A 12,374-nucleotide genomic window follows, 5' to 3' on the forward strand; every position below is an offset into this window, starting at 1 on the left:
TGTTGAAGAATAAAAGAGCAGGCAAGACGTACACAAAAAAAATGACAGGGATGTCCGGACTGTATTTTTTAAATAAATAAATTTGCTCAAATGCATCATAGTATTACAATTGTGATGCTAATGTACTACTATAAATCAGTGGGTTTTGCTGATCATCATTTAATACATCTCCCACCTTTAGTTTAGCCACCTGTTCATCACTCAGAATATTTTTTATACCATTGAAGGTCGCGCCATCAGGCATGTAAGCGCAGGTCATCGCCCTTCTGAAACCATTGGTCATATTGGGGCCAGCACCATGTATGGTAAGCCCGTTGTGAAAAGAGCAACTGCCGGCTTTCATGGGGACCGCCTTTGATTTGGATTGTTTAAACTGCGGATAAAAATCAAACACAGCATCCATATTTTTTCCAATGCCGGGATTTTCAAAAGTTGTTTGGTGAAAAGAACCGGGTATAAAATACAGGCATCCATTTTCGTACGTCGCATCATCCAGCGCTACCCAAATAGATAGAGCAGTTCTGTCACTGAACGACCAGAAAGGTGTATCCAAATGCCACGAAGTTGGGTTGGCCCATGGCCTTTTAATCAATGCCTGGTCATGCCATATTCTTGTGCCTTTCCAACCGGCGAGCGTGGCCACCATCTTACCTATTTTTTCATCCAGCATAATTTGCTTTACCTTATCATTGGTTTGCCACAGGTTCAGCATCTGGTCAAACACTTTAGCATAATAATCGCTCTCTTTATTGATGCCATCATCTTCGCCAATCTTTGTATCACCGTTTGGCATTTTTCTACCGGCCCTTTGCTCAATTGCTTCGGTAACTGCGGCACGCCAAAAGGATAACTCATCGGCTGTTAAAAAATTTTCAACCAGCAAGTAACCATCCGATTGATAAGCGTTTATCTGCTCTTGTGTTAATGAAGTAGTCATGTTTATATGTTTAGCAAAGCAATTGTTGAATGCATTGAATAAATAAACCTGGCAATAGCAATGATGCTGAAGTCCATGCTTAAAAATAAACCAATCGGCTTTCAATAAAAAAAATCATTTTATGGTCGGTTCTTGAAAGATAGCCTCCGGACGAAAAAAACACGTAGAAGCGACCCTGCAAAAATGCATTTCAATGTGGTATAGGCATGGACTTAAAGATTGACGGGATTTATAAAGCGATGAAGTTGCACTAAGGTTTTATAAACTGCTGTACCGCCCACGCAGAAAGCATTAGATATTTTAATCTTCTATAAAACACTCACCGGATTTCAACGCCAATGCCGTCCGCATCATTAATAAATTGTAGCAAGATGGTGTGAGAACCTTCATCCCATTCAGTTTTGTTTTCGATTGTTTTCCCATCCTTATCTTTTGTAATAACAGATGTGGGTTTTGCCTGCAAAAGGATGCGCATTACATTATTGGTGTTGGATGGACTTTTGGTGATAAATGAATATTCATTGCCATTGCGCTTTTCATCGTATACTCTTGAAGCTGCGCACAAAACCTGGGCTATATTTTTTTCTTTTACCCTTTTCAAATCATACAACAAAGATTGCTGACCGGGCGGAACAATTTTTTCTTTTAAAACCGGAAGCGCGGGATCAAACATATCTATCACCGGACCTTGGATGTGCAAAGGCTCAGCAGTCACGCCTTCTTCCATCACAGAAGCAATGTCATAAGGTCCCCGTTCCAGGTAAAAATAATTGTTGGTTTGCAGGCTGCCTTTTGTTGTTGCCGATTCATAATTGCTTTTTACAATGCGCATAAAATTTTCATCGCCACCTGCTGTTAATACCAGCTCTTTCGGATCCTGCTTTACAATTGTTACCATCCCTTTTCCATACACATAACTTTCTTTACCTGCCCGTGAAATATGCAACTGTTCAAACAGATGAGCCGATGGTGTTGCATAATTTTTTCCATTGGTATTCCACCATTCCTTAACAGTTTGAAAAGGATCGGTATCTGTTCCATAATAAATTAACCTGCCACCATCCTTAACCCATTGCGCCAGCTGTTCATTTACTATGGCGGCTTGCGGCTTCATGTTGGCATAACTCATAACCAGCACTTTTATATTTTTTAATGTACCCGCAAAGCCCAGGTTTTCCATGTGCACCGTTTCAACAGGTATGCCTCTTTTCAATAATGGCATTACCATTCCATAAAAATTGGATAGCTGCGGATCGTCGTAATTGTTGTGCACCGGAAAACGCTGAAACATCATAGAATTGCCTACCAACACACCAATACCCTTACTGCCATTGATGGTATTTGCAGAGGCCGGCATTTCGTTTAATGCATTTACCATCACCTGCATTTGTGTTGCATACGCAGGTGATATCGGTTGCTTTTCGCTGCTGTTGGCCAGCTTAAATTTCCCCTGGTAAATCCTGTTGGGCCAGGGCATCACTTCAAAATTATCCACCGAAGGATACATCAGCTCTGCAGTATAAGTGGCCTGGTAATTTTGTTTGTAATCATCCCAGGTACGTGGATAATCTTCTATTGGGTCTGTTAAAAAGTAAATTTTACGGCCGGTTGGTGCCGTCATGGATAGCATAGATCCATACTCCAAAAAAGCATTTTCAAATACGCGTTCTTTTTCAACACCATTAAAATAAACCGGCTCTCTTGATGTGCCCGTCCATACCTGGGCGATATAACCATCCATTCCAGGCAGCGCAGCCAGGCTTGCTTCGGGGCTAACAATTTGCCAGGAAGAATAATTCAATAGTGAATGAGTAGGTACATAACATTTTACTTTCAGCCCTTTGCTTTCACTATAGGTTTTGGCATATTGAAATACTTCTTTTAATGCATAAAAGTAAAGCTGGTACTTTAGTTTGGATGACAGGTAAGTTGCTTCCGGTGATTCATGTTGCGGCATCCAGGCAAAGCCATACATGTTTTGCCACTCCTTTTTAAATGATTCACTATAACCACCTCTTGCCCAAAATTCAGGCTCTTCCAGGTAGATAGAAGTTACACCGGCATCAATCACTTTTTTTATCAGTGTTTTAAAATAAGCGATGTATCCATCGGTTGGCACTATGTAAGGAATGCCTTTACCATGGCCTATTTCACGGCCGCTTCTTTCTACCTGCCCCTCTTCAAAATGTGTTTTACCATCAAACCTGCCTTCAAAATAATCCTGGTAATTACCCCAGGCAATGCCCGTCATAAACTGCACATTATAGCCTTTGTCGCGATACCCTTTTACCCGTTCGGTAAACGTACTGTCCATACCATATACCATCGCAATATCGCTTCGCACATCGTACGCAGCATTCCAGGGTGCCGCAGCCTGGAAAGAAGTTTTTTCCGCGGCATTAATTTTTTGTGAATAGCCGTTAATACGCAACAAAGCAATGATGAGCAAAGCAATCAGCTGTTTAAGTATTTGCATTTAGCCGGTGAATTTTATAAAAGATGAATTTGTACAAAACTATTTCATTAAATGCAGCGAACCGATTTTTAATAAATTCCCGGGGAACCTTTAGTTTTTTGTAAATGGTATGACCGTAATCATACGTTGCATTGACGGCTGCTTGCAATAAGGTGTAAAAACTGGTATACTTTTGTGTTATACAAATGAAAAAGATTGCGCTGATATTATTGCTCTTTGTTTACACGTCTTCAAAGATGGGCATAGGTATTACTCAGTTTTATTGCTGCGGCCATTTGCAATCTACCAGCCTGAGCTTTGCTGAATTTACCAAAAGCAAATCTTCAAAAAATCATACAATCAGTTGTTGCAAAACCACATTTAAAAGTCTGAAATTAAAAGACAATTATATTGGTGCTGATTATATAAACAGTCCGGTTAACAATTTTATTATTGCTCTTCTGTTTACGTCATGCAGCGCTGAAAAGCAGTGGTTGAATTTGCAGCCACAATTATTAAAAACAAACCTCTCTCCTCCCCCCGACCGAGGTATTCCTATTTACATTTTCGATTGTGCTTATCGTATCTGATCAGCATAAAAGCCGGTGACGGAATCGTTGTATTCATATTGTCACCGATGTCTCATTCTGACTTTACCAAATCACTTTACAAACATCCATTTAGTAAAATATCAATCAACTAATTTGAAGAGGCGGTGATTCAAATACACTCAAAAAAATTAAAAATTTTAAAACAAAATAAAATGAAAAAGATATTATTTATTGCAATCGCTGTAGCTGCCACTTTTACATGCTTCGCACAAAAAGATGCGCTGAATAAAACAAACAAAGATGCTTCTCTAAAATTATTATACAGTTGCCCGATGCATCCCGATGTAACAAGTGATAAACCCGGTAAATGCACCAAGTGCGGTATGGACCTGGGTCTTTCAAAAAAAGAACAAATGAAAACAGCTGTCACCAACCAATATGCCTGCCCAATGCATGCAGATGTAGTCCGCAGCAAGGCTGGCAAATGTCCCAAATGCGGTTCAGCACTGGTGGCTTCTAAAAAAGAACAAATGAAAATGGAAACAATGAAAATGTTTACCTGCCCCATGCACCCCGACCAGGCAAGCGATAAAGCCGGCAAGTGCCCAAAATGCGGAATGAAAATGGCCAAAGCAAAATCGTAGTATTTAGTCTTAGTTTTCTCATAACGGCATTGAAGCAAAAAAAGCTTCAGTGCCGCTTTATTTTCAGGCATAAAGAGCGGCAATAGAAAGATCCCGGCAATGAAAAATAACACGATAACAATTATTCCGATACATTTGATTTGTTGCTAACTAATTTCTGTTTCCAATTCAATTAAAAAAGGCAATTCAATCCGAATAATGAAAACCCTCCTGTTTCTTCTGTTTACTACCGCTCTCATTGCCGGCTGCAATTCGGCCGAAGCCCAATCACCACCCCACGGCAAAGTCATTCATATTATTGATGGTGATACCTATGATATTTTGCTGGACAATCACACAACAAAAAGAATCAGAATGGAAGGCATTGATGCACCTGAACGTGGGATGCCTTTTTACAAATTGTCGAAGAATTATTTAAGCCGCTTGTGTTTTGGTGCGGCTGTATCAATCGAAACGACCGGTAAAGACAGGTACGGCAGAACACTTGCGAAAACCTGGCTGGCAACCGGAAAAGAAGCTGGGCTATTGATGGTGGAAGCTGGCTATGCGTGGCATTTTAAAAAATATTCGACGGACATACAGCTGGCCAATGCAGCACTAAAAGCAAGAAAAAACAAGCTGGGTTTATGGGCTGAAAAATCAGCCATGGCACCATGGGCCTGGCGCAAAAATAAAATCAATATCAACCGTGCTAAAATGAAATTAAATAAATTTCACGCGGCATAAACTTTTAGAATTCAGTCCTCTGCCCCCGGGGCATAAAAAAATGCCCCCGTTTAAAAGAGCATTCTTTAATATATTGTTGTTGGTTTTTTGATCCGTTTTTACTTCACACATTTCTTACCATGCGTTTTTCAAGGCGGGACTCATTGGTCTTTTCACGAAGGATATTCAATTCGTTGGTTATTTTTAATCAGGGTATCGGATAATCGGTGTACTTGGTTTTTTAGTCTAATCGGATTGGTCTTTTAATCAGGATATTGTTATTTATTTGTTGGTTACAGGATTCGGCTCTTTTCTTTAAAATAATTGGATGTTGATTGGTTGTTCGGATTTGGTCTTTTGGTTAGGATATTAAAAATTGGAACCGGTTGCTGAAAGCTTTTACCTTGCTTGCTTTCTGATGTAAAAGTGCATCAAATATGTTCTGCATTTTTTGCTTTTCGATCAGGGAGTATTTTTTTTCGGCGAACGGTTCAAAATGATCGTTTTCGTGTATTCGCAAGGTGGCTTTAAAAACTGCGTCAAGGAGTTGTATCAACCTGCTCATGCAATCAGCGCTGATAGCCGATTTACGGGAACGAAGGGAAATAGCAACAGTTTTTTTTCCAAAAAAATAAGCGGATGTATAGTTAGGTATTTACCTGGACTGCCGTTTGGATGAAAAGGATTTTAGTGAAATAGCAAAGGGTATTGCGTACCCGCGTGGAGAATGCATTCCAAATACCCCGGCTATGATACGGATGTATTTTCTTTTGCGTCAATAGCAGATTTAAGCATTCGTATAATTTTCTTTTCGACTGCAATGGTCGCCTCCTCAATGTCATACCAATTGCCATCTTTTGTTTTGTATAAATTGCAGGAAAACGCCTCACCTGCCGGTTCCTTTTGCGTAAATGAATATTCCTGTAAGTTAGCAATCACCGTTCCCAGCGCATTGATAAGCTCATAAGGCTTTATAGTGTAAAAAAATTGGCGTTTATCTTCCAAAATAACCTGGTTGCTGAAAAGATGCTTTAGGGATTCTCTCATACTACAATGATAGTTGTTTTTTTATATGTTGCAAAACTGACTTTGTATTACGGGTGGAACTCATTGTAAGCAGCATCCTGGCCACAGTAAATGCTCCATTTCGCCAAACCGGTATAAAATGTCTGCTTTAAACATTCATGCAATTAGTCAAATAAAAATTTAAGCAGAAAAATCCCGTTTGGCCATCACCCCTTCTGGTCCATATCTTTCACTGGAAAATTATGACATAGGGAAACGTTACACGTCCACTTTACGAAGGATTGGAAGCAAGCTGAAATGGGTTAAGCAGACTATCAGGCGGTTAAGGGCCATTCTACTGCTCCAGGGTTCGGTAAATTGAGTGAGTCATCCACAGCCAGCCAGCGTTTAGTATTTTTATAAAAACAGCATGGCGTTGAGATGGTTCAGCCAGCCTACATATTTACGGAGCGCAATGTTGAAGAAAAACACCACAGAAAAAATGTCGTTGAAATGTGTAAGCCGTAGCAGCCTGGAGAAGAGATTCCAACACCACCGGTAACACGTCACCTGGCCAGTCTACCAGTTTAGAGAAATATAAAAAACTTAACATTGAAAGCAATTTTCTTATATTAAGTTTGTGTTATCATTTATAAAAAATAGTAGAATGTCAACAACGGAAAACATGAAGAAGAGTATAACGGAAAGCGATTCTGCCCTGCAAACTGTTACCAGTCAATTGCAAACGGCCCTCGCAGATCTGAAAGATCAGTTGGGAGAAAAAAAATTTGAAAAAAGAATTAAGAAGGCTGCAAAACTGCTTACTGCCGGATTGAAAAAGACGGTAGCAAAGAAAACAAAAGATGTAGTAAAAAAAGTCATCCCCGTCTCTAAAAAAGCTGCACCTGCTGATAAAAAAACAACTCCTCCGGTAAAAAAAGCGGCGAAAGCTCTTCCAAATAAAAAGGCCTCATCCGCCGGTGTTTCAGTTAAAAAATAGCATCGTATTTTAAAATGGCTGTGGAAAACTATTTTCCGGTTTACACTCATCCAATTGTTGCAGTTTATGCCATACCCTTATGCCGGCTGTAGATAATTCCTGGTACGTTTATCTCCAGACAGCCGGTTGTTCTTTTCGAAATGGATTAAAAAATCCCGGTTAAAAAATCGTATGTATTGTTTTTGTAACGTCCAGTTGCAGTGGATGAATAGATCCTGCAACGGAATAAACAATCAACTTTTATTTATAAATTTATCTGCGGTTACGGCTGCAGATTTTCAACAAACAACCTGCCCGTCAATTCCAGGACGTTATCAGCCATTGCAGATCCGCCTGTTGAAAAATGACAGAACTTAAAATTTAAATAAAAACTTACTTTGGGATCAGTAATGATGACTTAGCCAAAATCAGCTCGCTTTTTAAACCCGAAAAGTAAACAAAGGTGAGTACTTTCTTAAAACAGGCAGGCACAATGACCGGCTTGGCTTCTTCAAACAGGTATTGTAAGAGAGTTTGTACACATTGGCGACAAGGAAGTGACCAAATGGATTTCTACAAAAGGTTTTTTCGCTATAAATGTATACAACTTCAACTGTGCTACTGCAAAACGAATTCACCGGACACATTTATTGAAAGCCTTTGCAACAACAGGTTTACAGCCGCATTTAGTTACACGGGCTTGTTAAAATGATGAATTATTCACCGCCTTTAACACATGACAAACCGGGCGTTGAATATGCTAAGCGTTAAGAAATGCCGCAATTAAAAATTATCATGGCTGCCTGGTTGATTACCTGGATTTCAATACAACCAGTGCTGCCGGAAATTGGCCAGGGCATAATATTATCATCCAAAATAAATCCGGCCATTTTCTTTATGCATTGTTATACACTTTTATTACCGGTTCTCTTATTGTTGCTGCTGCAGGAGTGCAATAATAATAGATGGCATCCGCAATAGATTCGGGCTTAACCCAATTCTCAAACTTTGCATCCGGCATAGCTTTGCGATTTTGAGGAGTATCAATTGTGCTGGGTACAACAACAGTAGTAACCACGTTATGTCCTTTGGCCTCCTCATTCATCAGTTCTGCCAGGCGGAATATCAGTGATTTTCCCAATCCGTATGCCACCATCCCCTTCCCTTCTTTGGCACTCATGCCCGGCCTTGAGCCGATAATAAATATCCTGCCGCTGCCCTGTTGCATCATCTGTACAAATGCCGGACGGGCAACATTATAAGCTGTTTCAAAGTTCAGTTTGTATTGCTTATAAATGTCAGTCGTTTGCGTATCCGCAATTGTACCCATCGCAAAACCACCAACGGTTAATATGGCGGCATCAATATTTTCATATTTGGCAATTACCGTCTTAATAAATTTACCCGAGTCTTCTTCATTCATCAGGTCAACAAGCACCTTCTCCAGTTTGGCGTCAACAATTTCAAAGGGGGTAGGATCGTTGGGTACAATTGTTGCAACCACATGGTATCCTTCTGCCAAAAATTTTCTTACAACGCACTGTCCCATATTTCCGGAAGCGCCGGTAACGATTGCTGTTTTCATTTCTTTTATTTTTAGCACTAAGGTATTTTAATACAAATTTTATTGCGTCATCTATCGCACTTTTTTTTTGCAGCCTGCTCAAATAAGTACAATTATTAACCCGGTATTTATCTTTTGTACGTACCCTCAGCCCGGTAAACCACCGGAAAAGTAAATGAAAACATACAGCTATACATGCATTGCTTTCCGGGAATACGGATTTTTTATCATCTCCAGTTTTAACTTCTTTAATGCCTCATGAATTTTATTATATACTGTGCGGGGCGCAAGGCCTCTTTGCTGCACAATTTCTTCATAGGATAATCCTTCATAAAACTTAAGAACAATCAGCTCTTTCTGGCGGGCGGGAAGGTGGTTTAAATGATGTATTAGAAGTTGAAATAAATGATATTGCAGATCTTTCATTATTAGCTTCTCTAACGGAGGTTGTCCACTTGAACGGACCGCCGTATGTTTACCGGAATTGTATTTGCCACTCGCATTTTTTTCACTACGGTTTTTGCCATATTTACTACTCTGCGAGTGAAATATTAACCGCTGCACCGTGCTTTTCAGCAGATACATAGGCGGTATAAATTGTTGTAATTACATCTGCAGCCAGTTGACTGTTACTTTCGATGGCATCGCCAAAAACTGCGCTGCGATAAAATGATTCCATTTCATGTTGATAGCCGTTGAACCAGGCTTCATCAGGAGACATAAAGGACCAGCCTTGCTTGCTGCCGGTTGTTTCAACTACGTACAATTCATCAAAATTGGCTTCAACCGGGTTGTACGTTTGCATGGCATTGTTGGGTGCAATATTGCAGATGGTGCGATGGTTATTGGCATGCACTTCTACATAATTTTTTACGCCACCATGCAATAGTTCACTGGCAATAATATCGGCAACAGTGCCATCTTCAAATACAATATGTACCGATGCTAAATCTTCTACATCCTTATACCCAGTTCTTAAATGTCCTTCATTTATATAGCCGGGCATCTTGGTTAAGGCATGCGTTATTGCCGATACCCTCCTGGGGCGAATGGCAACACCATTTCTTTTTAACCCTTCCACTTGTTTTAAATACAAGGCTGCCGTTATCGGATGTGCGCCTTTGCCCATTAATGAACCACCGCCCGACAAACGCCATTGCCCGTAATCCAGCGAATGAGAACCAGAATGCGATTGCTGCGCCTGTATCCATAAAATTTGTGCGCCGGTTTTTTCAATTACCTCCTTTTCTTTCTGAATAGCGGGTGCATACACCCAGTTCTCTGCATACATGATACAACCCGTACTCTCTTTCTCTGCCTGCAACATTCGTTGCACACTTTCCTTCGCCATTTGTAAACCTTTTACACGGGAAAAAGTGTCACCGCTAAAATCTGCCGAACCATCACCAAAATAACCGGTAAAAGGCTTTTCAATTATTACTTGTTTTCCCTGTTTTAAAACTTCCACGGCAATTTGCTCATGCGTTACCGGCGGTGTGCAAACATGCAGCACATCAGCTGCTTCAATTAAGGCCTGCAGACTTCCAAAACTTTGGATGCCCCGGGCGGTAGTAAACTCATCCAGCTTTTTTGAGTTGCCGGAAAAAGCCCCGATAACTTCCAGGTGCACCGAATACACGCGCTTTAGCGCATCAAAGTGAAATCTTGCTGCAAACCCTGATCCTATAATACCTGCTTTTATATTTTTCATTTTGAAGGAATTAATGCATCTAAACTATCCTGCTTCCATGCGTCTTTATCCATATCATACACAATAAAATCGGAATCGAACTGCCAATAATTCCAGCTCCAGTTTATTTATGATTTCTAATATTGCAGCACTGCCTTTACATTTTTTCAGGGCCAAAGCTGCAGGCAACAATAAAATCGCAACAAAAAAGGCCGGTTGTTTACCCTTTATTTTAATAAAGGAAGTGCCCATATACTTTGTTTTAGCATTAAAAATTAAAAAATACCGTTACTTACAAAAGCTATTTTCTTACTATCTGGCGACCAACTTGGCACATTCATCGTTCCCTGCCCTCCGTATAAATAAGCAATTGTTTTCGGCTCACCGCCACCAACGGGTATAGTGCGCAAATACACTCTATGGTAAAAGGGGTGTTTATCTGCAGGCACATCTTTGGGAAATGAAATAAATACCAGCGTCTTGTTATCCGGAGAAACATGCGGAAACCAGTTATTCAATTCATCAAAAGTTAACTGCGTTTGATTTTTTCCGTCGGCATCCATCCGCCAAAGTTGCATTTTGCCGGTACGGGTAGAATTGAAATAAATATATTTTCCATCGGGAGAATATTCCGGTCCGTCATCCAACCCTTTGGTATTGGTGAGTTGAGTTTCCTTTCCCCCGTCTTTTGAAATTCTGTAAATATCGTAATCGCCATTGCGTTCTGCTGTATAAACTAAATATTGATTATCGGGCGACCAGCCATGAAAATACGATGGTGTTTTTTCTGTTATAAGTTTTGGAGTGCCGCCGGTTGCAGGCAGGGTATAAACAGCAGATTGCCCTTTTGTTTCTGTGCCCTGGTTGCTAATACCTATTTGTTTACCGTCAAAAGTGAGCACATGATCATTGTTATTGTTTATGGCAGTACCTGTGTTTAACACAGTGGCCGTTCTGCTGGCTAAATCGAAATTATACAGCCTGCCGCTTTCATTATAAATGAGCGTTTTGCCATCAGGTGTCCAGTTAGGTGCCTGGAAGGAACCTTTGTTACTGGCCAATACCTGCCGGTGGCCATTAGCAATATCCATTATTTCCAATGCGCTGCCAATGTAACTTTTGTACTGAATCAACGTATCCGGTGCAGTATTAAAAATCCTGGTATTGGTAAAATCAGCTTCTTCGGAAAATAAAGTGGTGTGCGAACAAACAAATAAACCGGCCAGTAAATCAGTACCTAAATCAATATTATCCAGCTTTTCCATAACATACACTTCTCCAAAATGTGCTACAGACATGGTATAGGTGTTACCTTTTTTTTCTAACTGCAAAACATCCGGCGCCTTGATGGTTAATTTTATTTCTTTCATATCTGCCCCGGCCACTGTTCTGTATTGAAAAGCTGTTAATCCATCTCCATGAACCGTGCAGGTAATTACCGGCGAATTGGTTGCAGTGGAACTTCGTATCATCAAGCCGGCCTTGCGATGAGCTTCATGACCTTCGCCTAAAAAACGAACCTGCGTTTGTAAAATAAAATCGCCATTCATTTTTTTTGACAGAAAAGCAAAACTGTCCTGCCCAAACCAAATGTTTCTGCCCGATCCTATGATGCGGTAGGTTTGAGAAGGTTCGTGGTAACTGGCAGCACCCGCTATTGCAGGAGCACCAACATCAGAAAAAATATCGAAGGAACCAACCTTTGCACCGGGCACCTGTGCACAAAGCGGCGTGCAAACCGCAGCGGCACCGATTGTTAAAAGCAGCATTTGTTTTATTATTAACATGAGATATTATTTTTGATGATGTTAAACTTAAACGACTGGGATACCTGATACTTAATT

Annotated in this window: 12 protein-coding genes; 4 read left to right on the plus strand and 8 right to left on the minus strand. The window is 40.4% G+C overall.

The window, feature by feature from the left end; translation table 11 throughout:
- Nucleotides 1-103: 103 nt before the first annotated feature.
- Together QWZ08_RS12960 and QWZ08_RS12965 are read right to left on the minus strand one after the other, a co-directional pair.
- Complete coding sequence (locus tag QWZ08_RS12960) at nucleotides 104-937, minus strand: phytanoyl-CoA dioxygenase family protein (protein WP_290337847.1); 834 nt, start codon at nucleotides 935-937, stop codon at nucleotides 104-106.
- A 319-nt stretch (nucleotides 938-1,256) separates the two neighbouring features.
- The gene (locus QWZ08_RS12965) at nucleotides 1,257-3,413 is read right to left on the minus strand and encodes a hypothetical protein (protein WP_290337848.1); all 2,157 of its coding nucleotides are present in this window, start codon (nucleotides 3,411-3,413) and stop codon (nucleotides 1,257-1,259) included.
- Nucleotides 3,414-3,598: 185 nt separating this feature from the next.
- Here QWZ08_RS12965 and QWZ08_RS28335 point away from each other — a divergent pair, with 185 nt between their 5' ends.
- The 3 genes from QWZ08_RS28335 (at nucleotide 3,599) to QWZ08_RS12975 (ending at nucleotide 5,313) form a co-directional block, all read left to right on the plus strand.
- Nucleotides 3,599-3,982 (plus strand): HYC_CC_PP family protein, encoded by a 384-nt coding sequence (locus tag QWZ08_RS28335; RefSeq protein WP_494337712.1) that lies wholly within the window; start codon nucleotides 3,599-3,601, stop codon nucleotides 3,980-3,982.
- Between the two features lie 173 nt (nucleotides 3,983-4,155).
- Nucleotides 4,156-4,587, plus strand: coding sequence for a heavy metal-binding domain-containing protein (locus QWZ08_RS12970; protein ID WP_290337849.1), 432 nt, complete (start codon nucleotides 4,156-4,158; stop codon nucleotides 4,585-4,587).
- Between the two features lie 198 nt (nucleotides 4,588-4,785).
- The gene (locus QWZ08_RS12975; RefSeq protein WP_290337850.1) at nucleotides 4,786-5,313 is read left to right on the plus strand and encodes a thermonuclease family protein; all 528 of its coding nucleotides are present in this window, start codon (nucleotides 4,786-4,788) and stop codon (nucleotides 5,311-5,313) included.
- A gap of 726 nt (nucleotides 5,314-6,039) precedes the next feature.
- Here the strand turns inward: QWZ08_RS12975 and QWZ08_RS12980 are convergent.
- Both QWZ08_RS12980 and QWZ08_RS12985 read right to left on the minus strand, forming a co-directional pair.
- Nucleotides 6,040-6,339: a hypothetical protein gene (locus tag QWZ08_RS12980; RefSeq protein WP_290337851.1), complete on the minus strand. Its 300-nt coding sequence runs from the start codon at nucleotides 6,337-6,339 to the stop codon at nucleotides 6,040-6,042.
- A 421-nt stretch (nucleotides 6,340-6,760) separates the two neighbouring features.
- Nucleotides 6,761-6,910: a hypothetical protein gene (locus QWZ08_RS12985; RefSeq protein ID WP_290337852.1), complete on the minus strand. Its 150-nt coding sequence runs from the start codon at nucleotides 6,908-6,910 to the stop codon at nucleotides 6,761-6,763.
- Between the two features lie 54 nt (nucleotides 6,911-6,964).
- On the opposite strand from QWZ08_RS12985, the gene QWZ08_RS12990 reads away from it, so the two are divergent.
- Complete coding sequence (locus tag QWZ08_RS12990) at nucleotides 6,965-7,297, plus strand: hypothetical protein (protein ID WP_290337853.1); 333 nt, start codon at nucleotides 6,965-6,967, stop codon at nucleotides 7,295-7,297.
- A gap of 874 nt (nucleotides 7,298-8,171) precedes the next feature.
- On the opposite strand, the gene QWZ08_RS12995 is transcribed toward QWZ08_RS12990, so the two are convergent.
- The 4 genes from QWZ08_RS12995 to QWZ08_RS13010 form a co-directional block, all read right to left on the minus strand.
- A complete protein-coding gene (locus tag QWZ08_RS12995; protein ID WP_290337854.1) occupies nucleotides 8,172-8,861 on the minus strand; it encodes an SDR family NAD(P)-dependent oxidoreductase in 690 nt (229 codons plus the stop codon).
- A 168-nt stretch (nucleotides 8,862-9,029) separates the two neighbouring features.
- Nucleotides 9,030-9,266 carry an RNA polymerase sigma factor gene (locus QWZ08_RS13000; RefSeq protein ID WP_290337855.1) on the minus strand — a complete coding sequence of 79 codons (237 nt, stop codon included), beginning with the start codon at nucleotides 9,264-9,266 and terminating at the stop codon, nucleotides 9,030-9,032.
- Between the two features lie 106 nt (nucleotides 9,267-9,372).
- Entirely contained in the window at nucleotides 9,373-10,551 is a 1,179-nt protein-coding gene (locus QWZ08_RS13005) for a Gfo/Idh/MocA family protein (RefSeq protein WP_290337856.1), read from the minus strand.
- A gap of 254 nt (nucleotides 10,552-10,805) precedes the next feature.
- The gene (locus tag QWZ08_RS13010; protein WP_290337857.1) at nucleotides 10,806-12,317 is read right to left on the minus strand and encodes a TolB family protein; all 1,512 of its coding nucleotides are present in this window, start codon (nucleotides 12,315-12,317) and stop codon (nucleotides 10,806-10,808) included.
- Nucleotides 12,318-12,374: the final 57 nt, after the last annotated feature.

The sequence above is a fragment of the Ferruginibacter paludis genome (genome assembly GCF_030409685.1).
In the GTDB taxonomy this organism is placed as follows: Bacteria; Bacteroidota; Bacteroidia; order Chitinophagales; family Chitinophagaceae; genus Ferruginibacter; species Ferruginibacter paludis.

Bases quoted from the DNA above. Each gene is read 5' to 3' on its own strand.
- QWZ08_RS28335 (WP_494337712.1), top strand. From the start codon at position 3,599: ATGAAAAAGATTGCGCTGATATTATTGCTCTTTGTTTACACGTCTTCA.
- QWZ08_RS13005 (WP_290337856.1), bottom strand. From the start codon at position 10,551: ATGAAAAATATAAAAGCAGGTATTATAGGATCAGGGTTTGCAGCAAGA.
- QWZ08_RS12995 (WP_290337854.1), bottom strand. From the start codon at position 8,861: ATGAAAACAGCAATCGTTACCGGCGCTTCCGGAAATATGGGACAGTGC.
- QWZ08_RS12970 (WP_290337849.1), top strand. From the start codon at position 4,156: ATGAAAAAGATATTATTTATTGCAATCGCTGTAGCTGCCACTTTTACA.
- QWZ08_RS12990 (WP_290337853.1), top strand. From the start codon at position 6,965: ATGTCAACAACGGAAAACATGAAGAAGAGTATAACGGAAAGCGATTCT.
- QWZ08_RS13010 (WP_290337857.1), bottom strand. From the start codon at position 12,317: ATGTTAATAATAAAACAAATGCTGCTTTTAACAATCGGTGCCGCTGCG.
- QWZ08_RS12960 (WP_290337847.1), bottom strand. From the start codon at position 937: ATGACTACTTCATTAACACAAGAGCAGATAAACGCTTATCAATCGGAT.
- QWZ08_RS12980 (WP_290337851.1), bottom strand. From the start codon at position 6,339: ATGAGAGAATCCCTAAAGCATCTTTTCAGCAACCAGGTTATTTTGGAA.
- QWZ08_RS12975 (WP_290337850.1), top strand. From the start codon at position 4,786: ATGAAAACCCTCCTGTTTCTTCTGTTTACTACCGCTCTCATTGCCGGC.
- QWZ08_RS13000 (WP_290337855.1), bottom strand. From the start codon at position 9,266: ATGAAAGATCTGCAATATCATTTATTTCAACTTCTAATACATCATTTA.
- QWZ08_RS12965 (WP_290337848.1), bottom strand. From the start codon at position 3,413: ATGCAAATACTTAAACAGCTGATTGCTTTGCTCATCATTGCTTTGTTG.
- QWZ08_RS12985 (WP_290337852.1), bottom strand. From the start codon at position 6,910: ATGTTAAGTTTTTTATATTTCTCTAAACTGGTAGACTGGCCAGGTGAC.